Source organism: Streptomyces cirratus, assembly GCF_014650775.1.
Lineage (GTDB): Bacteria > Actinomycetota > Actinomycetes > Streptomycetales > Streptomycetaceae > Streptomyces > Streptomyces cirratus.
Genome location: NZ_BMVP01000018.1, coordinates 46,687 through 69,801, shown reverse-complemented (window position 1 = coordinate 69,801; position 23,115 = coordinate 46,687). Strand labels below are relative to the sequence as shown.

The window sequence follows — 23,115 nt, the reverse complement described above, 5'->3', positions numbered from 1 at the left end:
CCGTTGTTTCCCTTGTTTCCGGCCTGCTGCTCCTTGTTCTTGGCCGCCGGCCCGTGGTCCGTTGGAGGGGGGGCGGCGGGGGGCGAGGCAGCAGTACCGGGACCGGATGTCCGGTTCCGGGCCCCGGCAACCTGGGCCTCGGCAACCCGGGCCTCGCCGGCCTGGGTCGCGCCGGCCTGGGTCGCGCCGGCCTGGGTCGCGCCGGCCTGGGTCGCGCCGGCCTGGGTCGCGGTGCCCTGGGTCGCGGGGACCGGGGTGGTGGCGCCCGAGCTCGTGGCCCCGGGTGCGGAGGGGGCCGGCGTTGCCGGCGTCGTGGGTGTGAGCGACGGACGCGCGGCCGCCTGGGGCGTCGTCGGCCGGCTGCCGGAGGGCGCGTGGGAGGAGTCGGTAGCCCCTACCAGGAGCACGGACGCGCCGACCACGCTCGCGGCCATCACGACGACTCCCGCGGTACGGGGGGACGGGCGGCGCGGGCGCTTCTGCGGACCGGGAACGCGCGGGAGGTGACCGAGCGGGGCGGGGGCGCGGTGCGTGTCCGACGCCGGGTTCGCCGGAACGGCGGCGGGAGCCGGGCCAGACGCGGTGCCCAGGGGCGGCTTTTTCGCCGCCCCGAGGCTGTGCAGGGTCTGGTGTATGCGGGCGGCGTCGGGCCGTGCCTGCGGGTCCGGATCCGTCATCGCTCTCAGCAGCCTCCCCAGAGCGTCGGGTATCTGCTCGGGCACCTCAGGGGCACGCAACAGCGGGGCGACGCCGATCTCGGCGGGCGTGCCCACGTACTCGCGGACGCCGGTGAGTGCCTCCAGAAGTGTCAAGCCCAAGGCGTAGACGTCGCTCGCCATGCCCGCCCCGTGGCCGCGCAGTTGCTCGGGAGCCATGTAGGCGAGGGTTCCGACGAGCGTTTCCGGTTCGCTGCGGGTACGGTCGTCGACGGCACGGGCCAGCCCGAAGTCGGCCAGGAAGGGAGAGCCGTCGTCGCTGAGCAGGACGTTGGACGGCTTGATGTCGTGGTGGATGATGCCGTGCGCATGGACGTGGTCGAGGGCCGACGCGATCTCGGTACCGAGCCGGATGACGTGTACGGGGCTCAGAGGGCCGGCGTCTATGCGGGTGCGCAGCGTGATGCCGGGTATCAACTCCGTCACCATGTAGGCCACTTGCCCGTGGCGGCCGATGTCGTACACGGTGACGAGGGCGCGGTGAGAGAGCCGGGCCAGGGTCTGTGCCTCGTCACAGAAGTGGTCGGCTGTGACGGTGTCGGCTCCGGGGCGGAAGAGTTTGACCGCCACCTCTCGTTCCAGGACCTGATCGACACCGCGGAACACGTCCGCCGTCCCGCCGGAACCGATGAGGGCTCGAAGCCGGTAGCGGCCTCCGAGCAGGGAGCCGAGTGGGGTCTGCACTGCGTGGGCCGAAGTCGGACGCGTCGACATGCGGGACCTCCTCTACTCGCCGGCGTTACGCCGCGCTTACCCCACGGACGACGGGCTACGCAGCCGGGCGATACCGGTGGGCGCCGGCTCGGTGCCGGCGCGGTGGGTGCGACTCCCCGGTCTTCGCCGAGGGAGGGCGCCAGCGCCGGCCGGTACCTCGCTACGGCCTCCCTGCGGACTCCGACCGGAACGGCAGGCTGCCGTACGTGGACCTCGCGGGGGGCCTGACGTTCGCGCAGCCGGGCGCCGACGTGGGCGGCGAGGGCATCGACGTGCTCTTCGTCGTGGGCCCAGGCGAGCTCACCGGGGCGCCGGCGGAACTGGGCAAGTCACGGACGCCACAGGGTGTCGAAAAGCGTGTGGGCAGCGCGTGGTCACCCTGGCCGCCGAGGCCGGCTGTCCCAGAAGGGGACATGGTCCATGCCGAGCTGCGGGACGTGGGGCTGAGCCAGTAGGGGAGAGCCCGGCGCGGGCGGGCCCGGGGGTGAGGCGTGTCTCATCCGGCCGGTGACGCTTGTCTATGAAACGAGTTGCATACAAAGATCGGGGCATGGCGCTTGAGCACGCGATCCTCGTCTCCCTGCTGGAGCAGCCGGGCTCCGGCTATGAGCTGGCCCGGCGGTTCGACCGGTCCATCGGCTACTTCTGGACCGCGACCCACCAGCAGATCTACCGCGTGCTGAGGCGCATGGAGAACGACGGCTGGATCGAGGTCCGCGCTGTTCAACAGCAGGCCAGACCGGACAAGAAGGAACACTCGGTCACCCCGGCCGGCCGCGCCGCGCTCTCGGCCTGGCTGCGCGACCCCGTCCAGCCCGACAGCGTGCGCCACGAGATCGCCGTGAAGATCCGCGGCGCGGCCTTCGACGACCCGTCCGCGCTGATCACCGAGGTCGAGAGGCACCACCAGGCGCACGCCGACCGGCTGACCCACTACCTCGCGGGGGAGCTGCGGGACTTCACCGGCCCCGAGGCTCCCGCCGCGCCGGATGCCGGTGAGGAACTGCAACACGTCGTGTTGCGAGGTGGTATCGCCTACGAGCGGATGATGCTCGCCTGGCTCGAGGACGTCCTTGCCACGCTCCGCCGGATCGCCTAGTCCGCCGACCGGGCGCGCGAGCCGTCCGCCCCACCAGGCCGCTCCGGCGCCCCCTCGCCGGCCCGCCCCCCTCGCCACCGTTCCCGCGACGCCGCAACCGCCCGACGCGACTTCCCCGACACTTCCGTACCCCCGTGTGCCAGACCCCGACAGAGCCCGGACCGCACCCGGGCCCGAAAGGCGAACCCTCATGACCGACACGCTGCTGTTCAACCCGCGCACCTATGACCCCGCCCACTTCGACCCCGAGACCCGCAGGCTGCTCCGCGCCACCGTCGACTGGTTCGAGGACCGCGGCAAGCGCAAGCTGATCGAGGACTACCGCTCGCGGGCCTGGCTGGCGGACTTCCTCGCGTTCTCCGCGAAGGAGGGCCTCTTCGCGACCTTCCTGACCCCGGCGCCCGAGGCCGGCGACGACGATCCGGACAAGCGCTGGGACACCGCGCGGATCGCCGCCCTCAACGAGATCTTCGGTTTCTACGGTCTCGACTACTGGTACGCCTGGCAGGTGACGATCCTCGGTCTCGGCCCGGTCTGGCAGAGCGACAACGCCGCCGCCCGCGCCCGGGCGGGGCAACTCCTGGGCGAGGGCGAGGTGTTCGCGTTCGGCCTGTCCGAGAAGACCCACGGCGCCGACATCTACTCCACCGACATGCTCCTGGACCCCGACGGCGAAGGCGGCTTCCGCGCCCGCGGGTCCAAGTACTACATCGGCAACGGCAACGCCGCCGGCCTCGTGTCCGTCTTCGGACGCCGCACCGACGTCGAGGGGCCCGAGGGGTACGTCTTCTTCGCCGCCGACAGCCGTCACCCGGCGTACCACCTGGTGAAGAACGTCGTCGACTCGTCCAAGTACGTCAGCGAGTTCCGCCTCGACGACTACCCCGTCCGGTCCGAGGACGTCCTGCACACCGGCCGGGCCGCCTTCGACGCCGCGCTCAACACCGTCAACGTCGGCAAGTTCAACCTCTGCACCGCCTCGATCGGCATCTGCGAGCACGCGATGTACGAGGCCGTCACCCATGCGGACAACCGGATCCTCTACGGCCGCCCCGTCACCGCCTTTCCGCACGTGCGCCGTGAGCTGGCCGATGCCTATGTCCGACTCGTCGGCATGAAGCTGTTCAGCGACCGTGCCGTCGACTACTTCCGCTCCGCCGGCCCCGACGACCGCCGTTACCTGCTCTTCAACCCGATGACCAAGATGAAGGTGACCACGGAGGGCGAGAAGGTCATCGACCTCATGTGGGACGTCATCGCCGCCAAGGGCTTCGAGAAGGACACCTACTTCGCCCAGGCGGCCGTGGAGATCCGCAGCCTGCCGAAGCTGGAGGGCACGGTCCACGTCAACCTCGCGCTGATCCTCAAGTTCATGCGCAACCACCTGCTGGAGTCCGCCGACTACGCGCCCGTGCCGACCCGCCTCGACGCGGCCGACGACGCGTTCCTCTTCCGCCAGGGGCCCGCGCGCGGCCTGGGCTCCGTACGTTTCCACGACTGGCGGCCTGCCTTCGACGCGTACGCCTCCCTGCCCAACGTCGGCCGTTTCCGCGAGCAGGCCGACGCCCTGTGCGAGTTCGTCAAGACGGCCGCCCCCGACGAGGAGCAGAGCCGTGACCTCGACCTCCTCCTGGCCGTGGGCCAGCTCTTCGCCCTGGTCGTCCACGGCCAGCTGATCCTGGAGCAGGCACGTCTGTCGGGCCTGGACGAGGACGTGCTCGACGAACTGTTCGCCGTCCTCGTGCGGGACTTCTCCGCCCACGCGGTGGAGCTGTACGGCAAGGACTCCGCGACGGCGGACCAGCAGAGCTGGGCGCTCGGGGCGGTTCGGCGCCCGGTCGTCGACGCCGACCGCTCGGCGCGCGTCTGGGCGCGCGTGCAGGCACTGGCAGGGGCGTACGAGATGGCGCCCTGACGAGACGGGGCGCGACGACAACCCTCACCACGCTGCGGCAGTCCGTTCCCGGCCGAGCCGCCGGCCTCGTGCCGTGCCGCGCGGGGCCGGGGCCGGCGGCCTTGAGTTCCCCCTCAAGGCCGCCGTGCCGGTCCCTCCGATCCGACGTCCACGGGGACGTCCAAACGCTCGGCCACCGTGGTGAGGGTGGCCCCCAAGGGCAGCGCGACCCGGGTGACGGCGTGCCGGTCACCCCGGGTCGGATCCCGGTTGACGATCAGGACGGGCTTCCCGGCCCGGGCCGCCTGGCGGACGAACCGCAAGCCCGACATCACCGTCAGCGAGGACCCCAGGACCAGCAGCGACGTGGCCGCCTCGACCAGGTCGCGGCAGTGCTCGACCCGGGGCGGCGGAACGCTCTCGCCGAAGAACACCACGTCCGGTTTGAGGACGCCCCCGCACGCGTGGCAGGGCGCCACGCAGAAGTCCCCGACCTGCTCGTCGGTGAGGTCGGCGTCGCCGTCCGGGTTAAGTGCCGCCGCCACCGGCCCGAAGCCCGCGTTGGCCTCCTCCAGCCGGCGGGCGAGCTCACGGCGCGAGGTGAGGGCGCCGCAGGAAAGGCAGACCACGCGCTCCAGGCTGCCGTGGAGTTCCACCACGCCCTCGCTTCCGGCGGCCTGGTGCAGCCCGTCGACGTTCTGGGTGATCACACCCGCGAGCAGGCCCTGCCGCCCGAACGCCGCCACCGCCCGGTGCCCGGCGTTGGGCAGGGCCCGACCGAACGTGCGCCAGCCGAGGTGGCTGCGTGCCCAGTACCGGCGCCGGGCACGGGCACTGGCGGCGAATTCCTGATAGGTCATCGGGGTGTGCCGACTCAGGCTCCCGCCCTCTCCCCGATAGTCGGGGATGCCCGACTCCGTGGAGATGCCGGCCCCGCTGAGCACCAGCACACCACCGCTCCTCAGCGCGTCGACGACCGGCGCCGGCTCCGTGGTGCCGGGTGGCGGGTCCTCGGTGGGCGTCCAGCTCAGAGTGGGGCGCGTACGCATGCTGCCAGCGTACGGAACGGGTAGGACAACGGCGCGGGAGCCGGACGCAGGGGCGGTGACGGTCGCCGGCTGTACGGCGTCGATCGCGGCGGGGAGACCTCAGGAGCGGGTGCGTCCCCATGTCTGCAGGCTGAAGGGCCGTCCCTTCTCCTCACCGGTGATCAGCGGCACGTCGAGCAGTCGGAAACCCGCCTTGGTGGCCACGGCGACGCTGGCGGCGTTCTCCGCCTCCAGTTCCAGGATCACCTGCTCCGCGCCCAGTTGCTCGAAGGCGTAGGCGCACATGACCCGGACGGCTCGCGCCGCCAGGCCTCGGCCGCGGTGCGCCGGGCCCACCGCGTAACCGATCTCGGTTCCCTCCGGGGCACGCCTCAGCATCACCTCGCCGAGCGGGGCTCCGCCGTCGACGGTGATGGCGAGGAGGATCGTCGTGCCCTCCGCCCGCAGCTTCCGGTCCCGGTCCAGGCGCGCGCGGGCGGCCGCGTCGTCGAAGGGGGAGACGATCGGTGTCCAGTAGGCGATGTCGGGGTGATCGAAGAGTCCCGGCATCGCGGCCAGGTCCGCCTCCGTCCAGTCCCGCAGGACGAGACCTTCTCCCTTGAGCTCGATCCGCTCCGGAAACGACGACTTCGTGCTGGTCATGATGGGTTCCTCCGCGGCCTGTTCCGACGAAGCAGGGTAACCGCGGGCAGGTGGCGTGGGCACACGATTTCCGGCCCTCCCGGCGTCCGGCCGACCGGCCCCGGCGGCGCGGCAACGGCGCGGAACGCGCAGCGTGACCGCCCCGGCACGTGCGGTCGTCGTCGAAAACCCCCACGCGGTGAGAGGAGAGCGCATGATCCGGCCGGCGGCGGCCACGAACCTGGGAGGCGTGCGGCGGTGCGGGTCAGGTCGTGGCAGTGCCGAACCATGCGGGGAGGTGGGCGAGGAGATCCTGCTGGTCCTCGCCGACCCAGGCGACGTGGCCGTCCGGTCGCAGCAGTACCGCGGGCGCGTCGAGTTCTTCGCTGACGTCGACGACGTGGTCGACGCGGTCCGCCCAGCCGGCCACCGAGAGGCGGCCGCTCTGGTCGAGGAGCAGGCCGCGGCCCTCGTGCGTCAGGTCGTACAGACGGCCCCGCTTCAGCCGGACGTCCCGCAGCCGACGGCCGAGGAGGTCGTGGCCAGGACCGAAGTCGTAGCGGATCGCGATCGCGCTGATCTTCTCGATGAGGTACCGGTTCACCTCCTCGAACTCCACCAGTTCCGCCATCAGCCGGCGCACCGCCTGCGCCCCCGGCTCGGACGACATCAGCTGGATCTGCGCGCGGGTGTTGTCCAGCACGTCGGCCGCCACCGGGTGCCGTTCGCCGTGGTAGCTGTCGAGCAGGCCTTCCGGTGCCCAGCCGCAGACCTCCGCGGCCAGCTTCCAGCCCAGGTTGAACGCGTCCTGGATGCCGAGGTTGAGGCCCTGGCCGCCGGTCGGCGGGTGGATGTGCGCCGCGTCGCCGGCCAGCAGCACCCGGCCGACCCGGTACTGCTCGGCCTGCCGGGTCGCGTCGCCGAAGCGGGAGAGCCAGCGTGGCGAGTGTGCGCCGAAATCGGTGCCGCCGTACGCCCGCAGCTGCTGTTTGAACTCCCCCAGGGTCGGCGCGGCGACACGGTCCTCCGCCACCCCCTCGGCGGGCACGATGACCCGGTACTCCCCGTCCTCCATGGGCATGGCACCGAACCGCAGCTGGGTCTTTCGCACTTCGGCCGTCACGGCGGCCAGCGTCTGCGGCTCCACGTCCAGCTTCATCACGCCCAGCAGCGTCTCGACCCGGGACGGCTCGCCGGGGAAGGCGACACCGAGCAGCTTGCGCACCGTGCTGCGGCCGCCGTCGCAGCCGACGACGTAGCGCGAGCGCAGCCACGTACCGTCGGCCAGCTCGACGCTCACCCCTTGGTCGTCCTGCTCCAGCCCGGTCACCTCGCAGCCGCGCCGGATCTCTGCGCCGGCCTCGACGGCGTGCTCGGTCAGCAGCCGCTCGGTGGTGGTCTGCGGGATGTGCAGGACGTACGGATGCGCGGTGTCCATCCGCTCCGGCCAGGACTTGGCGAGCCCGGCGAAGAAGCCGCCGACCGTGTACTGCTTGCCGAGCGCGAGGAACCGGTCCAGCAGACCGCGCTGTGCCATGACCTCGATGCTGCGGGCGTGGAGCCCCTGGGCGCGGGACTGCCTGATCGGCTCCGTCTCCTTCTCCAGTACGAGCACCCGCACGCCGTGCAGGCGCAGCTCGCCCGCCAACATCAGGCCGGTCGGGCCTCCACCGGCCACGATCACTTCTGCGTCCAGGTCTGCGTTCACGGCCATGTCTGTGTTCGTCATGAGAAACCCCCATCGAGCGTGTTGCAACGCCCGGCTGCTGTGTGGCCGCCGACCGGCAGTTTCCGGGGCGGTCGCAGATTCTGCGGCATCACCGGGGCCTTGCCGCAAGACCCCCTGTGCGCTATATGTTGGTAGTGGCAAGGAGTGGGCAATGACCTCCTTGCCTTTCTCACGCGTGCTGCGGGCAGCCGGCAATCCCCGCCGATGGCCAGGGGCAAGGCGCCGGTGGAGGCGTGCTGGTCCGCGATCAGCAGCATTGCCGGACTTCGCGGCCGGCTCTTCGAACAGCGCGTATCCCCACGGCAGTTGAACGTGCCGCCCTCGCGTTGCTGTCGGCCACCTTGAAGCGAAGGGCACCTGCAACGGCCGCCGGGCGCCGAGCAGTATGTGTGAGACTTCCTCTGAATGATCACTCGGGGGGGAGTCTCGCGTTGAACGCGCTGTTGAGGAGGGTGTGGATCGGGCTGGCCGCGACCTTGATCGTGAGTCTGGCCGCCGTGGCCCTGCCGGACCACATCCAGATAGACGACGACGGGCGCGTTCACCTGGGCGCGCCCGATTCCACGCCCCGCCCGTCCACGGCGGCGCCCACACCGGAGTCCACGTCACCGCCCCTCACACGGGAGGCCGTGGACGAGGTGATCCGGACCGCGGTCAGCGCGGCGGGCCTGGATCCCGCACAGGGCCGTCCGACCGTCGCGGCCGGCGCCGACTCGAACAGGACGGGCTGGACGGCCGTCCGCGAGAAGACCGCCGCACAGTCGGAGATGCACGCGATCTGCGCCGACCTGGAGCGCCAGGGCTGGGTGCTGAACCCGAACGGCGACAGCGCCGACGCCTCACGCAGCTACAAGCGCGGGGGCTGGTACCTGCTGGTGAGCACCCGCGGGAAGACCCAGGCACCGTCCGACACCCTCAGTGACTCCCAGACCTACCTGACCGTGACGGGGCTCCAGCTCGACCTGTCCGACATACCGCTCCCCGGGATCACCGTCCGCATGCGCTGACCTCCGGCTGCCCTCCCGGCGCGCCGTGATCGCCGCCTCCGTCCGGACGCGGGGCCGGCAGGGAGCCGGCTGGGCAGTTGGGGGCAGCCGCCTCCGCCAGACAGGCGAAAGCACCATTCGGTTGGGTGCCACCGGCCCCGAACCGGTTGCGGTCGTCCGCGTTTGGCTGGTTGCTGAGAGTGTCGCCAAGAACGGCGCGACTCCTGGGAGGCACCATGAGCTATCAGCAGGATCTGATAATTTGCCGCGAACTGGGCGAACGCCATGGCGAGAGCCGGGCGCTGAACAGCCTCGGCGTCGCCTTGCAGCAGGTGCAGCGGTTCGACGAGGCCATCGAGGCCCACCAGCAGGACCTCGTCACATGCCGCGAGCTGGGCGAGCCCCATGCCGAAGGGCAGGCCCTGAACAACCTCGGCACGGCTTTGCAGCAGGTGCAGCGGTTCGACGAGGCCATCGACGCACACCAGCAGGCCGCCGCCCGGTTCGCCGAGCTGGGCGACCACCACCGCGAGGGGCAGGCCCTGAACAACCTGGGGACGGCTTCGCAGCAGGTGCGGCGGTTCGAGGAAGCCATCGACGCACACCAGCAGGCCGCCGCCCGGTTCACCGCGCTGGGCGACCACCACCGCGAGGGGCAGGCCCTGAACAACCTCGGCACGGCTTCGCAGCAGGTGCGGCGGTTCGACGAGGCCATCGACGCTCACCAGCAGGCCGCCGCCCGGTTCGCCGAGCTGGGTGACCATGACGGTGAGGGCCGGGCCCTGAACAACCTGGGTACGGCTTTGCAGCAGGTGCGGCGGTTCGAGGAAGCCATCGACGCTCACCAGCAGGCCGCCGCCCGGTTCGCCGAGCTGGGTGACCATGACGGTGAGGGCCGGGCCCTGAACAACCTGGGTACGGCTTTGCAGCAGGTGCGGCGGTTCGAGGAAGCCATCGACGCGCACCAGCAGGCCGCCGCCCGGTTCACGGAACTCGGTGACCACGAGGGCGAGGGCCGGGCCCTGAACAACCTGGGCATGGCCCTGCAGCAGGTGCGGCGGTTCGACGAGGCCATCGACGCACACCAGCAGGCCGCCGCCCGGTTCGCCGAGATGAGCGACGACGAGGGCCGGGTCCTGAACAACCTCGGCACCGCCCTCCAGTCCCGGGGGCTGTGGCGGGTGCGCAAGGGCAAGAACCAGAGCGAGGCCAAGGGCCAGAACGACGCCAGGGGCGATGCCAGTAGTGACGCCAAGGCTCGCGGCGAACGTCTGGTACCGCTCATCGTGGACATCCCCTCGGGATCCTCGGCCGTATCGGCACCCACGGCTACCGCTGCCTCCTCGTCCCCGGAGCCGCTCGCGAAGACGGAGGTCCTCACGCTCACCCCCCTGGAGGAGTCGTCATCGGCGCAGGCCGACGTCCAAATGGCGAACAAGCGCTGGGGACGCCGCCGCAAGGCGCAAGACACGGTGCTCTCCGACGACCTGTAGTGGGGCGGGGCGTGCGCGGTCGGCAGCCGCGGACGCCGAAGCCGTACACCGTCTCCGAGCGGTACACCGCGCCCGGCCGCAGTTCCCCACTGGGAACTGCGGCCGGTTGGGGGTCCGGCAAGTCCTGCCCCAGCCGGTCCCTAGAGCCCCAACTGACACGGCAGAGCGTCCTCGAGTTCCTCCAGTTCCTGCGCGTTCAGCGTGAGCTCCACGGCCCTGGCGGAGTCGGTGATGGAGGTCGGGCGGCTGGCTCCCGGTAGCGGGATCACTGCCGGCGAGCGGGCGAGCAGCCAAGCCAGCGCGATCTGCTGCGGGCTGACGCCGCGTTCGGCGGCGATGCGGTGGAAGGGTGTGCCGATGGAGGTGGGACCGGAGGGACCGTCGAGGGAACTGCGGGAGATGCCGCCGAGTGGGCCCCACGGCAGGAAGGCCAGCCCCAGCTGTTCACTCAGCCGCAGCTCCGGCTCGCTGTCGCGGACGGCGGGCGAGTACCGGTTCTGTACGGAGACGAGCCCTTCGCCGAGGATCTGATGTGCCTGGCGGATCTGGGTGGTGGTGACGTTGGAGATACCGGCGGCGCGGATGGTGCCGGCGTCGAGGAGCTCGCGCAGCGCGCCGACGGATTCCGCCCAGGGTACGGTCGGGTCCGGCTTGTGCAGCTGGTACAGGCCGATCGCCTCGACGCCCAGGCGCTTGGCGGAGGCTTCGGCGGCCTGCTTGAGGTGGGCGGGTGTGGCGGTGACGGTCCAGCTGCCGTCGCCGGGACGGCCGCGGCCACCCTTGGTGGCCACCAGGACATGGGAGGTGTCGCCGCCGTAGCGGGCCAGGGCGCGGGCGATCAGCAGCTCGTTGTGACCCGCTTCGTCGGCGTGCCAGTGGTAGCTGTCGGCGGTGTCGACAAGGGTGACACCGGCGTCGAGCGCGGCGTGGACGGTGGCGACGGCCCGCGTCTGGTCCGGGCGGTGCTCGATGGACAGCGGCATGGCGCCCAGACCGATGGCGCTGACGGCGGTGCTGGCGATGGTGCGGTACTGCATGGTGGCCTTGTTCCTCAGTCGGTGGGAGCGACGGATAGGGCGAGGGCTTCGGCGACGGCGCCGGGCAGCCAGTCGGCGGTGCGGGAGAAGGAGAAACCCAGCACCTTCGCACGGGCGTTGCTCATGGCGTAATGGCGGTCGAAGGAGAACGGCGAAGCCTCCTCGCCCGCCGGGACGGTCCGGTAGACGGCCTCCCGGCCGGCCGGCGCGGCGACGATCCCGGCGAGGCCGTACACATCGAGCGGGCCGTCGGAGCAGGCGTTGACCGGGCCGGTGAAGTCGGCAGTGGTCGCCCACGACAGCAGGTCCGCCAGCTCCTCGTAGTGGATGAAGACCGTGGGCAGCGCCTTCGCGTGCACGGTGACCTCTTCGCCCCGGGCGATGCGCCCGGCATAGTGCGCCAGCCGGCCGGTGAACTCCTGCGCGCCGCCGCCGAGCACGTGGGCGCTGCGCACCGTGGCGAAGGCGAAGCTGCCGGCGCGGGCGAAGACCGCCTCGGCCTGCCGCTTGCCCTCGGCGTAGTGCGCCTCCAGGTAGGCGTCGTCGTGCCACGGCAGGTCCATGGCTACCTGCCAGGTGCTCGGGTCCACGCTCTCCTCTGACACGGGCGTCCCCGAGGGCACGGCCGGCAGGGCGGCGGTCGCGGGGTCGTAGACCTCGATCGTGGAGGTCATGACATAGCGCCGGGTGCGGCCGGCAAAGGCGCGGGCGGCGATGGCGGCCTGTACCGGGGTGTAGCAGATCTGGTCCACCACGACGTCGAAGGTGCGGGCGTCGAGCGCGGCCGTCAGGGCGGCCTCGTCGTTGCGGTCGACGACGAGGTGCTCGACGCCGACGGGCGGCGGGCCGGAGCCGCGGTTGATCAAAGTGACCTGGTGGCCCGCAGCCTGTAGCCGCTCTACGAGGAGCTTTCCGAAGTACCGGCTTCCGCCGATGACGCAGATCCTTTGCATGCCCCAAGCCTGCAGACCTATCGTCATCAGCAGAAGTGCTGACTTACTTGATCGGGATTAAGGAAAACTGTTGATCGATGTGCAGCGGCTTCGCGTCCTGCGGGCGGTGGCGGAGTTCGGCAGCTTCAACCAGGCGGCCGCGGCTCTCCGCCTCACCCCCTCGGCCGTCTCCCAGCAGGTGGCTGCACTGGAACGCAGCCTCGGTGTCCAGGTCGTCGCGCGCAGCACCCGGGGCGTCACCCTCACACGGGCGGGCCACATCATGGTCGGCGCCGCCGAATCCGTCGCCGCGGAGCTCGAACATGCACGACAACGGGTCGCCGCGCTCAGCACTGGCCGCACCCAACTCACCGTCGCCACCTTCACCAGCGGCGGCAGGCTCCTGCTGCCCGCCGCTCTCACCCGGCTCATGGCAGTCCATCCGCGCACCGTGCTCCATGTCAGGGAGGGTGAACCCGAGGACACCCTTCCACTCGTCCGTCAAGGTGCCGTGGACCTTGCCCTCGCCTACCACTTCGACGGCCCGCTCCCCGTCGGACCGGGCCCCAGCTCCCGCCTGGAGTGGACGCCGCTCCTGGAAGACCCCCTGCACGTCGTCCTGCCGCAGGGGCACCGACTCGCCGACCACGACGCGCTCGACCTCGCCGATCTGGCAGCCGAACCCTGGGTGCTCGGCTGCATGAAGACCGAGGCATACCTGCGCCGCTTCGCCGAACGCGCCGGCTTCGATCCGGAAATCCGCGGGACCACCTCCGACTACTTCTTCGCCCGCTCCCTCGTCGCGGCAGGCATGGGAGTCTCCCTGATCCCCTCCATCGCCCTCACTCCCGGAATCCCGGGCCTGCGCACCGTCCCGATCAAGTCGCCGGGCCCGGTCCGGCACATCGGCGTCGCCACGATCGGCGGCCGTGACCGGCCCCGTGTCACGACGCTCATCCGCACCCTTTGCGAGCAGGCGATGCAGCACGACGGGCATTGAATCTCCACCCGAGTCCCGAAACGGCCCGGGTGGAGATCGTCAGCGTGCTCGCGGTCCTGTCCGGCACGGACGGCCGCCGTAGGCGCAGCCGGACAGGACACGGTCTCAGAACACCTTGATGGTGGCGCTCTGGGCGCCCCCGTAGTAGCCGTAGTGGCCGTCGATCGTGGCCCAGAATCCGGACACCACCACGTAGGTGCCCTGGTGCACGCCGATCGGCCCCTTCCTCAGGTCCGGGGCACCGTTCGTCCACGCCCCGATGCATCCGAAGTCGCCGACCTGGGTCGTGGTGCCGTTGGAGTTGACTTGCAACAGCTGCGCGCAGGGGAAGATGTCGATCGCGTTCGGGTTGCGGATGTGGACGGTCGCGTTGATGCCGACGCTCCCGTCACCGCTGCTGCACGGCCACAGCTGGACGCCGCCGGGCTCGGATGCCCAGCCGGTCGTACGGCAACCCCCGGGGCTTGTGTTCGCCGAGGCGCTTTCAGCAGTGGCCAGTCCGCCTGCGAGGACGGTGGCCACCGCCGTCAGGATCGCGGCTGTCCTCGCCGTGCCTCGGCGGGTTCGAGCAGAGCGTCGCATGTGTTCGTCCTTCTCTCCGTCGGTGGTACCCGATTGCCCGTCCCGGGGCGTGCACCGCGTTCGTGGCTGTGCTGCGGTCGGCTCCCATGGACGTTCACGGACTGCTTCGTTTCCCTCGCACCGGTCGGTGCGGTGATTTCAGCGAACACCGTGTCGATCGACGGACCGAATGATTCGATTGCTTTCGAAGGAACTGGCGAAGGGGCAGCGCTTGTGATCCGGATCCGCCTGGGGACTCAAGGCCTGGGGAGCGTCAGGTTCGCCGTTTCGCCCCTCGGCTCAGCCAAGGACCTGCTCAGCACCATCGGCTCCAATCCCGCCGGCCTGGACGCATCGTGGCGCGCCAGGACCACCCAAGCGCTGACCCTGCACCGACTGGGACTGCTGGCTGTGGTCGGCGCATGCGGACCGCGAGGTTACGCTCCGGACTTCCTCCGGCCTGAGCCCCAGACCTTCCAGAACGAGACGGACAGCGAACTACACCGGATCGCCACGACGCCCCACGAGCGGATCCGCTACGAGTTGGGAAGTGCCATCAGTGGCCACTCCTGGGATCCGCATTCCACCCGCCCGGCCCCGCGGCAGCTCCTCCAGGCGCTCGCACGCGGAGAAGGCCACTTCGCGCAACGCCTGGCCGATGAGATGGCACAGTTCTGGCACGCGGTGTTGGCGCCGTCGTGGCCGGCCGTCCAGGCACGTCTGGAAGCCGATGTCACCGCACGGGCCTCCGAGATCGCCCGATACGGCCTCGCCGAGACGCTCAACCATCTGGCTCCCAACCTGCAATGGTTAGACGGTGAGCTGCTTGTTCACCTCCGCTCGGGTAGCGCGCACCAGATGACGCTGGACGCGAATGCAGTGATCATGACACCGAGCGTCTTCATCGACCGGGCCGTCTTCTGCGCCGCCGAGCCGGCTGGTGCGCCGAACCCACGCACCCCGCTGATCGTCTACCCAACCGTACGGATCGACGCTCTCCCGCAGATCCAGGAGCACCCGTTGATCGGTGAGATGCGACAAAGGCTCCTGGCCGAGTTGCACCAACCGCGTTCCACGACGGAAATCGCCCAGCGCCTCTACCTGAGCCCGGCCACCGTCTCGTACCACCTGCAAATCCTGTACCGCGCCGGGCTCGTGACGCGCACCCGACGGTCCCGACACGTCCTCTACCAACGACGCGCAGGTGCGGCGGGGGCCCCGTGAGCATGGGATGCAAGTACCTCCGTTGCCGGCGTTCCCGTGACTCCCTTCTGCTGTGCGGGCGGTGCGCCTGCCGCGGTTCCGCGGCGAGTCGCGGCAGCCCCGAGCCCAGGGCCTTGGCCGGGCTACCTGTCGGAACTCTCCGGGAGGTCCTGATACCCGGCAGCCGCTTCGGCGGCCCGACGGAGCGGACCCCCACGAACGTGCTCAGGTCGCGACCGGGCCGCGGTCAGGCGCGTCAACGAACGGCGTCGGCGTTCTCTGCGGGCCACTGCCGGAACGTGCGGCCCGGCGTTCCGGTGAGCTGTGAAACGGTGTCGCGTGCCCGTAGCAGTTCGTGGTTCACGTCTCCGCCGGTGACGTCGAGCACCGCGTCCGCACTTGCTCACCCCCGGCGTCCGGCGCCCAACCGGCCGTGTCACACACCGAAGGGATCGAGGTCATCCGGCCCGCCGTCGGCCCGTCACCGGCGCTCGGACCGGAGCCCTGGAAGCGTGGGCGGTCAGGAGTTGACGCAGGTGTTCCCGAAGGCCGGGTTGAGCAGTCCGATCACGCTCACACTGTTCCCGCACGCGTTGACCGGGATGTGGATCGGGATCTGAATCACGTTGCCCGAGCCCACCCCGGGCGAATACGCGGCCACACCCTGGGCCCCGGCATCGGCCAACGCGACGAACGCCCCGCCGACCACGGCCACCCCCGCGGCCAACGCGACCGCGGCGCTCTTGAACAGACCAGTCACAACTGCCTCCAAAAGGTATGCGCACCACTTCGCACGTGCGCGGGGCATGCCCGGACGCTCCGGGCCCTCGCACCGTCTTCGCTCCCCTCGGGCGCGTGGCTGGGTCCGTACCGTCGGGTTCACCCGAAGGGCGTATGCAGGCGGGCGGCGGACGTGGCAGCGCCGCCCATCCGCTTCCCGGTGCAGGTTCAGGCTCGGGTCCCGGCCGTGAGCGTGACCAGGATGACGCTTCGTCTGGAGTTCGATGACGGCCAGGTCTTGCGCTTCGGCGCGGCCCCCGGGCGTTCTGCACTCGCGGTCGCGCCGCTGCGTTCAGGCTGCCGGGGCGACGGACGGGGTGGGGGCCGGCAGGAGAAGTCGACGCGGCCTGTCGCTTCCCGCTCGATGGTGTCGAGCAGGTCGGTGAGGAGCGCTTTGTGGAGCCAGCGGGCTGCGAGAGGCCACAGCAGGCGCATCACCCCGGCCGCACGCGCGGTGATGGTGTGGACGACCTGACAGCGTGCCGGCCCGTTGGGGACGATGACGAATTCGTGGTGACCCACCAGGCCCGGTCCGGGGGTGAAGATGAAGCGGATCTCCGGCTGCCGGGCTCGTAGGCGCTCACCTGGACGCACTCCATACGGGTGCGTATGGAATGACCGTACGCTACCGTATGGAGATGGAACGAGAACGTCGTCGGTTGTCCGCGAACGATTGGGCCGAAGCCGCGCTCAGCGCCCTCGGCAAGGGCGGAGTGGCCGCTGTCGCGGTCGAGCCGCTCGCGACGGCACTGGGCACGACCAAAGGCAGTTTCTACTGGCACTTCGCGAATCGAGAGGCGCTCATCGAGGCGGCGCTCTCACTCTGGGAACAGCGCTTCACCGAGGCGACCATCTCCGCCCTGGCCGCCGAACCCGAACCGGCAGCCCGACTGCGGATGCTCTTCACGCGTGTCAGCAGGGACGCGGAACACAATCCCGCGGCTGTCAGCGTGCTCGCCTCCGCCGACCACGCACTCGTCGCACCCGTGGTGCGGCGCGTGATGGAACGGCGCATGGCCTACGTCGTGAGCCTCTTCGAGGAGCTCGGATTCCCGCCCGAGGTGGCGGTACAGCGTGCCGTTCTGGGGCTCACGGCCTACGTCGGACACAACCAACTGGCCGTACGGCTGCCGGGCTTGCTCCCGCTCGGAACGCAGGACGGGCTGAACGACTACGTCGAGGCTGCGGTCGCATTGCTGCTCCACGACGCACCTGGCCCGAGCGCGCCCGCGACACCGTAGGGAGGGCCACCGGCCGTAGCCGCATCGGCCGCCGTTCTCGGCGTCGACCGGCAGCGAGCAGCGCGTTCACCCGGGACGCCCCACGGCTCGTCCTCGATCGGCCGCAGCCGGCGGCCGGGCTCGGTGCACCGGGACGCTCAGGTGGCGGGCAGGCGCATGCCGAGGCGGGTGCTCAGGGCGCGGGCGGTGGTGCGTACCTCCTCACCGGTGTCGCCGTTGACGACGGCGGCGAGGAGGGCGAGGGCGAGTTCGGCCTCCCGGTGGGTGAGGATCGCCAGCCGCTGGGGGGCGGCGTCGGCGTCGAGTTCTTCGGCCACGATGTCGGTGTAGAGGTCGTCGAGGGTCACGCAGATCCCAACGCGCGGCCGGGCGACCGGTTACTGCGGCCGGGTGCCGGCCCTACCCGCCCCGGTGTGGGGGTGGGCGGGCGTACGAGCCCATCCGGAGGAGGGCAGGCCGGTGCGGGGCCTCGTCCTCCGCCGACTCCTCACCGACGCCGCCCCCACCGGGCACGGAGGGCCTGTTCCAGCGCCAGCACCCCCCGGCCGGCCGACGTCCGGCTCAGCCCACGTCCGAACACGCGTACTCCCGACTCCGTCAGTGGTCGACGAAGCTCAGGCTCGTCGCGTCGTAGCGGGCGCCCGCGATCTCCTCGCGCGGAGCCGCGGCCTCGATGGCGGCAAGGTCCTCCGGTGTCAGCTCTACGGACAGGGCCGCGAGGTTTTCTTCCAGGTACCGCCGGCGCCGGGTGCCGGGGATCGGTACGACGTCCTCGCCCCGGTGCTGCACCCAGGCCAGTGCGAGCTGCCCGGCGGTGACGCCCTTGGCGGCAGCCAGCTCCTCCAGCTTCGCGACGATCGCCAGGTTCCGGTCGAGGTTGCCGTCGGCGAACCGCGGCTGCGTGCGCCGCACGTCGTTCTTCGCCAGGCCCTCCACCGAGTTGTAGCGTCCGGTCAGAAAGCCCCGCCCGAGCGGGGAGAACGGGACCAAGCCGATGCCGAGCTCACGGCAGACCGGGGCGGCCTCCGCCTCCAGGTCGCGGCTCCAGAGGGACCACTCGCTCTGCAGCGCCGTGATCGGGTGCACGGCGTGTGCCCGACGGATCGTTTCCGGACTTGCCTCCGACAGCCCGAGGTGGCGGACCTTGCCGGCCTGTACCAGCTCGGCCATGGCGCCGACGGTCTCCTCGATCGGCACCCGCGGGTCGACCCGGTGCTGGTAGTAGAGGTCGATGTGGTCGACCCCGAGCCGGCGCAGCGACGCCTCGCACGCCTGGCGCACGTAGGGGGCGTCGCCGCGAATGACGGTGGGCTCGCCCAGACGGTTGGCGAAGCCGAACTTCGTCGCGACCACCGCGTCGTCGCGCCGCCCGGCGATGGCCCGACCGACCAGTTCCTCGTTGTGCCCGGCACCGTAGAAGTCGGCGGTGTCCAGGAGCGTCACCCCGAGGTCGAGGGCGCGGTTGAGGGTCTCGATCGACTGTGCGTCGTCCGAGTCCCCGTAGCCGTGACTCATCCCCATGCAGCCCAACCCCTGCGCGGACACGGTGAGTTCACCCAAGTGTCGGATGCGTACGTCGATCATTCTGCTGCCTCCCGAGCTGGAAAACCATCTGCCCACGACGCTAGGACTTGGAGTGCACTCGATGTCAAACGATCAAGCGGCCGCCCGGCCGGCCGGCCGGCCGCCGACTGGTCGTCCGCCGTCCCGGCCGTGCCCGCTTCCCCCGACCCGTACGCCGGCGCCTAACCACGGTGTGCGCCCCGACCGCCGCCGACCCTGGGCATGGGGCCCGCGTGGACCGCCCCCCGCAGATGACCGGAAGACAGGAGAAGCCGGTCGTCCGGGTTGCAGGAACAGCTCCCCAGGTCCCGCCCGGACAGGGCTCGTCGAGAGAGAATACGTATCGATGCGTGCTGTCGTCGTGCCCGAATATGGCGGCTCCGACGTGCTCCGCGTCGCCCAAGCGCCGACCCCTCAGCCGGGTGACGGCCAGATCCGGATCCGGGTCGCGGCGGCCGCCTTCAACCCCGCCGACACCTTGGTCCGTTCCAGCGCCCTGGCCTCCCGCGTCCCCGTACGGGACTGTTGCGTTCCCGGCCTCGACGCACATCCGTCGCCGCCGCGCCCCGCCACCCGGGTGCGTCCTACTCCTCAGGCTCCCAGGCGCGGAGCAGGTCGAGCAGCCCAGCGTCTCCGTCAACGTGCAAGGAGTCGGCCGGGATGCGGTCGTACAGGTAGAGGACCAGCTCACTGGCCGTGCCGTGGACGGAGACACCGGCTGCGTCCGAGTCCTCGCCGGGCGTGGGGATGCGGGTGGAGCGTGCGCCGTCACCGTCGACCGTGAGGCGCCAGGAGCGGCCCTCAGTGGTGTGGAAGTCGAAGGCCGTGGGCTTGTGCGGCCAGGCACTGGGCGTCGCGACGCAGGTGAACAGGAACTCCTCCACACCGTCGACCGCCACCTCAATCGGCAGCGGCTGTGGGGCGCCACCGGTGAGCTGGGCGTCGTACGTGTGCACCGCGGTCTCCTGGGCCCGGTGCCGGGCGACTCCGCCGGAGGCCCGCGGCGTCTGCAACGGACTCCACCAGGCCCAGCAGCCGGCGTCCGGGCCCGCCTCGCGCAGGGCGCTCAGCAGAAGCTGCGTCGACGCGGCCAGCCAGGCCAGCAGGGCCTCACGCTCTCGCGGCACTTCCAGAGCGGCTCGCGCAGCGACGGCCTCGGCCGGGGGAGCGTCGGCAGGCCCCGCGCCGACGATGGCGGCCCAAAAACGGTCTCCCCCACCCAGGTGCTTCACCAGATCGAACAGCGTCCACTCGGGGCAGGTTGGCACCTGTGCGTCGAGACTGGGCGCGGAGGCGACCGCGGTGCGGAAGGCGGTCGACCGTTCATCGATCAGTCGCAGCAGGTCAGGGAACTCAAGAGTCTTCTCCACGCCGAATGTCTATCACCGTACTCCGGTGATCGGACAGCGATTTTCACGCTCGCCGTCGGTTGGCCATCGCGGGCGTCGTCCTCGCCGCCCACCGCTGGTGTAAAGATGCGCACTGCTGCGAGGACGCTGGTGGCGGCGGTACGCGAGGCGTCGTGTCTGCGGGTGCTCTGCCTCGCCGAGCTGCCGGGCATCGCGGCGACGTGACGTCCACCCCATGCGCGCGGTCATGCTGCCGAGCTCCGTGCCCTGTTTCATCTCACGGTACTCCGGCCGCCAGAGCGTGTCCTGCCACGGGCCGTCCACGACCCCGGCAAGACCGACCTCGACCATGCGCTGGTGGTCGCGCTCAGCGGGGACTGCCCCGCGGACATCGCCGTGCTGCGGGCCGAGCCGGCCGTCTTTCGGCCGGTGGCCTCCGATCCGACCCTCTCCCGCCTCATCGACGCCCTCGCAGCCTCGGGCGAGAGCGCGACCATCGGTCTGGACGGAGTCCCGTTGTCGCGTACTCGGTCAAGCAGGACGCGGCCCCGGCCTGGAAGAAGACATACGGGCATCACCTGCTGACGGGTTTCGTCGACCACGGCCCGGACAGAGCCGGAGAGCGGTGGCCGTCCCGCCGGCTGTGGGCGTCTGGTTTGAGTGGCTCACCTGCCCACGGTGGCATACGTTGGCAATGGAATCCCCTTGCATATCGGCCCATTGGTCTTCGTGAAGTGGACGGCGCCATGGGAAACATTCGGTCCTTCCCCGGAGGAATCGCATCCCGGCTGGCTTTGCTGGCGGCTGTTCTCGTGGGACTCGGCCTGCCGACGCCCTGCCCGGCCCGCGCCCAAGGCAGCGGTATCCCCCTCTACAACCAGAGTTCCGGGTTGGCGGCGGATGTCACGGCCGCGGGGACGGCCAACGGACAGGCGATCGTCCTGTGGCCGCAGAACAGTGCCGCAAAGAACCAGCAGTTCGACTTCGTGGACGCGGGCGGCGGGCGCGGATACAAGATCGTCGCACGCCATTCGGGAAAGTGCCTGGATGTCGCGGGCTGGTCCAAGTCCGACGGGGCGCAGGTCTTCCAATGGGACTGCCATGGCGGCGCCAACCAGCTCTGGGAGTTCGTCGACATAGGGGATCCGAAGTCCTGCCCGCCGTCCGGCGGTTGCCCTGAGAACACTGTCGGATACCTGATCGTCTCCAAACACAGCGGCAAGTGTCTCGATGCGGGAAACGCTGATTTTCCCAGTCCGCCCAGGCAGGGCGCCGGCCTGCAGCAATGGGCGTGCGCACGGGACACGGGTGACCCCTGGTGGGTCAACCAAGCATGGAGAACCGGTGATGAGCCCGCCCCGCTTCCGCCGATGCCCGCAGATGCCAAACAGATGGTCAACCAGGTCGTCCTGGCGCGACGTGATGAAGGCAGGTGCTCCGATCCGAGTGTGCGTATCGATCCCCGGCTCAGCGACGTGGCACGGAAACACAGTGCGGATCTGGCCGCCAACTACGCGAAACTCATCGACGCGTATCCCCGGAACGATCCCAAGCGCGGGCACATAGGCTCGGACAACACACTTCCCGCGGACCGGATACGAACTGCCGGCTTCGCCCCCGCGCAGCGCCCGGAGAATTGGAGCTACGGCACCAACCAGACCTTCGCCCAGGCGATGGACGACTGGCTACACCACGATGAGGCGTCCAACTTCGGCCACCGCCTGGCGATCCTCGACTGCAGGTATAGGGTGCTCGGCGTGGGCACGGCCACGGGTCACAACTCCCGGGTCTACTGGACAGAGAACTTCGCGCTCGGGTGACCCGCCCAGGTACCTGAATCCAGGTATCAGGTCACTAGTCCCCGTTTCCGCGTTCAGGGCGACGTTCGTGTTGTCGTCCGCCTGATCGACACCCTCGCCGCGTCCGGCGAGAATGCCCTCCAGGCCATCCGGTCCGCACGATTCGAAGGCCCCGGAAGGCGAAAGGGTCCGCCGTCTTCGTCGGCGGACCCCCACGAAAGACCGAGGCCAGGCATAGCCAACACCGCACCTGCCGGCCCGATCCGAGAGGCGGCCTGTGACCACCGGTGCCTGGTTGGTGTCCGGGACAGGGCGCAGGCCAGCTCCCAGGGACGATGCGGCGTTGCGCGTCGCCCTCGCCTGGCCAGCCGGAGTTGGCGACGGTCTCTTCCTGCTGGGTGCGCCGCCAGATGCCCCCCTACTCGAACCGCGGCAAATGTCCGACGCTGTCTCAGTCGATCTGATCCCTGCCCACCGTTTCGTGGACCTACCGGAGCTTCGCCGATTCACGGCGGGATCGTGATCACCAGGGGACGACGCCGTCGTCGTCGAAGAACGAACCGGTCGGGCCGCCGTCGGGCAGGGTCGCGAGCCGGATCGCTGTGGCCGCGCCCTGTTCAGGGGTGCGGGGTCCGTGGAAGCCTGTGAAGTCGGTCGCGACCAGGCCCGGGCAGGCGGCGTTGATCAGGATGTTCGTACCGGCGAACTGCCGGGCGTACTGCACGGTGAGGGCGTTGAGGAACGACTTCGACGGCGCGTAGGCCGCCATGATCGGGATCTCGGTCTCTGGGTCCGCCTGCCGGGCGAGGGAACCGACGCTGCTGGAGACGTTGACGATGCGTGGCGATGTCGAGCGTCGCAGCAGTGGCAGCATCGCGTTGGTCACCCGGACGACACCCATGACATTGGTATCCACGACCGTGCTGAGCACCTCCAGGTCGAGCGCGGTCGGGTCCTGCACCCACCCCGGGTCCATCTCGCCCGAGATGCCGGCATTGTTGACCAGGGCGTCCAGGCGCCCGGCCAGCAGTTCGATCAGTTCCGCGGCGTCAGTGACGCTCTGGTCGTCGGTCACGTCCAGCGGTACCCCGAACGCGTCCACGCCGGCGGCGCGCAGCTTCCCAACGGCGGTTTCGCGTCGGGTGGCGTCGCGGGCTCCCACGCCCACGCGGTACCCGAGGTTGCCCAGCCCGGCCGCGATCTCGTACCCGATGCCCTTGTTCGCGCCGGTCACCAGCGCGATCATCGTTTCGCTCATGCTGATGATGTTGGCTCGCGGACGGATGGCGCGGCCAACACCGATACGGTGTCCTGTCATACCTGCCAGGTATCACCGCGTATGCTGCGGC

The 23,115-nt window shown here is 70.4% G+C and carries 21 protein-coding genes and 3 pseudogenes; 10 read left to right on the top strand and 14 right to left on the bottom strand.

What is annotated here, in order from left to right; translation table 11 throughout:
• Window positions 1-632: 632 nt before the first annotated feature.
• A pseudogene (locus IE207_RS34225) lies at window positions 633-1,430 on the bottom strand (serine/threonine-protein kinase); the annotation flags it as partial.
• A gap of 206 nt (window positions 1,431-1,636) precedes the next feature.
• Between IE207_RS34225 and IE207_RS29210 the strand changes: the two are divergent.
• The 3 genes from IE207_RS29210 to IE207_RS29200 all read left to right on the top strand — a co-directional run bounded on the left by IE207_RS29210 (window position 1,637) and on the right by IE207_RS29200 (window position 4,444).
• Window positions 1,637-1,885, top strand: coding sequence for a hypothetical protein (locus tag IE207_RS29210; RefSeq protein WP_190187320.1), 249 nt, complete (start codon window positions 1,637-1,639; stop codon window positions 1,883-1,885).
• 95 nt (window positions 1,886-1,980) lie between these two features.
• Window positions 1,981-2,529, top strand: a complete 549-nt coding sequence (locus IE207_RS29205) for a PadR family transcriptional regulator (protein WP_190187319.1) — start codon at window positions 1,981-1,983, stop codon at window positions 2,527-2,529.
• Between the two features lie 190 nt (window positions 2,530-2,719).
• A complete protein-coding gene (locus IE207_RS29200) occupies window positions 2,720-4,444 on the top strand; it encodes an acyl-CoA dehydrogenase family protein (RefSeq protein WP_190187318.1) in 1,725 nt (574 codons plus the stop codon).
• 113 nt (window positions 4,445-4,557) lie between these two features.
• Here IE207_RS29200 and IE207_RS29195 read toward each other — a convergent pair whose 3' ends face one another.
• From IE207_RS29195 to rox, 3 genes are all read right to left on the bottom strand, one after another.
• The gene (locus tag IE207_RS29195; protein ID WP_190187317.1) at window positions 4,558-5,472 is read right to left on the bottom strand and encodes an NAD-dependent protein deacetylase; all 915 of its coding nucleotides are present in this window, start codon (window positions 5,470-5,472) and stop codon (window positions 4,558-4,560) included.
• A 99-nt stretch (window positions 5,473-5,571) separates the two neighbouring features.
• Window positions 5,572-6,114 carry a GNAT family N-acetyltransferase gene (locus IE207_RS29190; RefSeq protein WP_190187316.1) on the bottom strand — a complete coding sequence of 181 codons (543 nt, stop codon included), beginning with the start codon at window positions 6,112-6,114 and terminating at the stop codon, window positions 5,572-5,574.
• Between the two features lie 244 nt (window positions 6,115-6,358).
• Window positions 6,359-7,822, bottom strand: a complete 1,464-nt coding sequence (gene rox / locus IE207_RS29185) for a rifampin monooxygenase (RefSeq protein WP_229874120.1) — start codon at window positions 7,820-7,822, stop codon at window positions 6,359-6,361.
• A 431-nt stretch (window positions 7,823-8,253) separates the two neighbouring features.
• Here rox and IE207_RS29180 point away from each other — a divergent pair, with 431 nt between their 5' ends.
• Both IE207_RS29180 and IE207_RS29175 read left to right on the top strand, forming a co-directional pair.
• Window positions 8,254-8,829 (top strand): hypothetical protein, encoded by a 576-nt coding sequence (locus IE207_RS29180; RefSeq protein ID WP_190187315.1) that lies wholly within the window; start codon window positions 8,254-8,256, stop codon window positions 8,827-8,829.
• Between the two features lie 215 nt (window positions 8,830-9,044).
• The gene (locus IE207_RS29175) at window positions 9,045-10,301 is read left to right on the top strand and encodes a tetratricopeptide repeat protein (RefSeq protein WP_190187314.1); all 1,257 of its coding nucleotides are present in this window, start codon (window positions 9,045-9,047) and stop codon (window positions 10,299-10,301) included.
• A gap of 140 nt (window positions 10,302-10,441) precedes the next feature.
• On the opposite strand, the gene IE207_RS29170 is transcribed toward IE207_RS29175, so the two are convergent.
• Complete coding sequence (locus tag IE207_RS29170; protein ID WP_190187313.1) at window positions 10,442-11,338, bottom strand: aldo/keto reductase; 897 nt, start codon at window positions 11,336-11,338, stop codon at window positions 10,442-10,444.
• Between the two features lie 14 nt (window positions 11,339-11,352).
• A complete protein-coding gene (locus IE207_RS29165) occupies window positions 11,353-12,291 on the bottom strand; it encodes an NAD-dependent epimerase/dehydratase family protein (RefSeq protein ID WP_190187312.1) in 939 nt (312 codons plus the stop codon).
• A gap of 70 nt (window positions 12,292-12,361) precedes the next feature.
• Between IE207_RS29165 and IE207_RS29160 the strand changes: the two genes are divergently transcribed.
• The gene (locus IE207_RS29160) at window positions 12,362-13,270 is read left to right on the top strand and encodes a LysR family transcriptional regulator (RefSeq protein WP_190187311.1); all 909 of its coding nucleotides are present in this window, start codon (window positions 12,362-12,364) and stop codon (window positions 13,268-13,270) included.
• A 105-nt stretch (window positions 13,271-13,375) separates the two neighbouring features.
• On the opposite strand, the gene IE207_RS29155 is transcribed toward IE207_RS29160, so the two are convergent.
• Window positions 13,376-13,792, bottom strand: coding sequence for a hypothetical protein (locus IE207_RS29155; protein ID WP_190187310.1), 417 nt, complete (start codon window positions 13,790-13,792; stop codon window positions 13,376-13,378).
• Between the two features lie 210 nt (window positions 13,793-14,002).
• Between IE207_RS29155 and IE207_RS29150 the strand changes: the two genes are divergently transcribed.
• On the top strand, window positions 14,003-15,055 hold the full coding sequence (locus IE207_RS29150) for an ArsR/SmtB family transcription factor (RefSeq protein WP_190187309.1): 1,053 nt from the start codon (window positions 14,003-14,005) through the stop codon (window positions 15,053-15,055).
• A 235-nt stretch (window positions 15,056-15,290) separates the two neighbouring features.
• Here IE207_RS29150 and IE207_RS33505 read toward each other — a convergent pair.
• The 3 genes and pseudogenes from IE207_RS33505 to IE207_RS29140 form a co-directional block, all read right to left on the bottom strand.
• Window positions 15,291-15,434: pseudogene (locus IE207_RS33505) on the bottom strand (capsule biosynthesis protein CapD); the annotation flags it as partial.
• 120 nt (window positions 15,435-15,554) lie between these two features.
• The gene (locus tag IE207_RS29145) at window positions 15,555-15,794 is read right to left on the bottom strand and encodes a chaplin (RefSeq protein WP_229874118.1); all 240 of its coding nucleotides are present in this window, start codon (window positions 15,792-15,794) and stop codon (window positions 15,555-15,557) included.
• A gap of 188 nt (window positions 15,795-15,982) precedes the next feature.
• The gene (locus IE207_RS29140; RefSeq protein ID WP_190187307.1) at window positions 15,983-16,408 is read right to left on the bottom strand and encodes a hypothetical protein; all 426 of its coding nucleotides are present in this window, start codon (window positions 16,406-16,408) and stop codon (window positions 15,983-15,985) included.
• Window positions 16,409-16,473: 65 nt separating this feature from the next.
• On the opposite strand from IE207_RS29140, the gene IE207_RS29135 reads away from it, so the two are divergent.
• A complete protein-coding gene (locus tag IE207_RS29135) occupies window positions 16,474-17,055 on the top strand; it encodes a TetR/AcrR family transcriptional regulator (RefSeq protein WP_229874116.1) in 582 nt (193 codons plus the stop codon).
• Window positions 17,056-17,192: 137 nt separating this feature from the next.
• On the opposite strand, the gene IE207_RS29130 is transcribed toward IE207_RS29135, so the two are convergent.
• From IE207_RS29130 to IE207_RS29120, 3 genes are all read right to left on the bottom strand, one after another.
• Window positions 17,193-17,402 (bottom strand): hypothetical protein, encoded by a 210-nt coding sequence (locus tag IE207_RS29130; protein ID WP_190187305.1) that lies wholly within the window; start codon window positions 17,400-17,402, stop codon window positions 17,193-17,195.
• 250 nt (window positions 17,403-17,652) lie between these two features.
• Window positions 17,653-18,639, bottom strand: coding sequence for an aldo/keto reductase (locus IE207_RS29125; protein ID WP_190187304.1), 987 nt, complete (start codon window positions 18,637-18,639; stop codon window positions 17,653-17,655).
• A gap of 563 nt (window positions 18,640-19,202) precedes the next feature.
• Window positions 19,203-19,988 (bottom strand): maleylpyruvate isomerase family mycothiol-dependent enzyme, encoded by a 786-nt coding sequence (locus tag IE207_RS29120; RefSeq protein ID WP_190187303.1) that lies wholly within the window; start codon window positions 19,986-19,988, stop codon window positions 19,203-19,205.
• A 288-nt stretch (window positions 19,989-20,276) separates the two neighbouring features.
• On the opposite strand from IE207_RS29120, the pseudogene IE207_RS29115 reads away from it, so the two are divergent.
• Both IE207_RS29115 and IE207_RS29110 read left to right on the top strand, forming a co-directional pair.
• A pseudogene (locus IE207_RS29115) lies at window positions 20,277-20,635 on the top strand (IS1380 family transposase); the annotation flags it as partial.
• 78 nt (window positions 20,636-20,713) lie between these two features.
• A complete protein-coding gene (locus IE207_RS29110) occupies window positions 20,714-21,787 on the top strand; it encodes an RICIN domain-containing protein (protein ID WP_190187343.1) in 1,074 nt (357 codons plus the stop codon).
• Window positions 21,788-22,289: 502 nt separating this feature from the next.
• On the opposite strand, the gene IE207_RS29105 is transcribed toward IE207_RS29110, so the two are convergent.
• Window positions 22,290-23,024, bottom strand: a complete 735-nt coding sequence (locus IE207_RS29105; protein WP_190187302.1) for an SDR family oxidoreductase — start codon at window positions 23,022-23,024, stop codon at window positions 22,290-22,292.
• Between the last annotated feature and the right edge of the window lie 91 nt (window positions 23,025-23,115).

Coding starts and splice junctions, on each gene's coding strand:
- IE207_RS29200 (WP_190187318.1), top strand. CDS start 2,720: ATGACCGACACGCTGCTGTTCAACCCGCGCACCTATGACCCCGCCCAC.
- rox (WP_229874120.1), bottom strand. CDS start 7,822: ATGACGAACACAGACATGGCCGTGAACGCAGACCTGGACGCAGAAGTG.
- IE207_RS29205 (WP_190187319.1), top strand. CDS start 1,981: ATGGCGCTTGAGCACGCGATCCTCGTCTCCCTGCTGGAGCAGCCGGGC.
- IE207_RS29175 (WP_190187314.1), top strand. CDS start 9,045: ATGAGCTATCAGCAGGATCTGATAATTTGCCGCGAACTGGGCGAACGC.
- IE207_RS29105 (WP_190187302.1), bottom strand. CDS start 23,024: ATGAGCGAAACGATGATCGCGCTGGTGACCGGCGCGAACAAGGGCATC.
- IE207_RS29165 (WP_190187312.1), bottom strand. CDS start 12,291: ATGCAAAGGATCTGCGTCATCGGCGGAAGCCGGTACTTCGGAAAGCTC.
- IE207_RS29110 (WP_190187343.1), top strand. CDS start 20,714: ATGGGAAACATTCGGTCCTTCCCCGGAGGAATCGCATCCCGGCTGGCT.
- IE207_RS29195 (WP_190187317.1), bottom strand. CDS start 5,472: ATGCGTACGCGCCCCACTCTGAGCTGGACGCCCACCGAGGACCCGCCA.
- IE207_RS29170 (WP_190187313.1), bottom strand. CDS start 11,338: ATGCAGTACCGCACCATCGCCAGCACCGCCGTCAGCGCCATCGGTCTG.
- IE207_RS29125 (WP_190187304.1), bottom strand. CDS start 18,639: ATGATCGACGTACGCATCCGACACTTGGGTGAACTCACCGTGTCCGCG.
- IE207_RS29190 (WP_190187316.1), bottom strand. CDS start 6,114: ATGACCAGCACGAAGTCGTCGTTTCCGGAGCGGATCGAGCTCAAGGGA.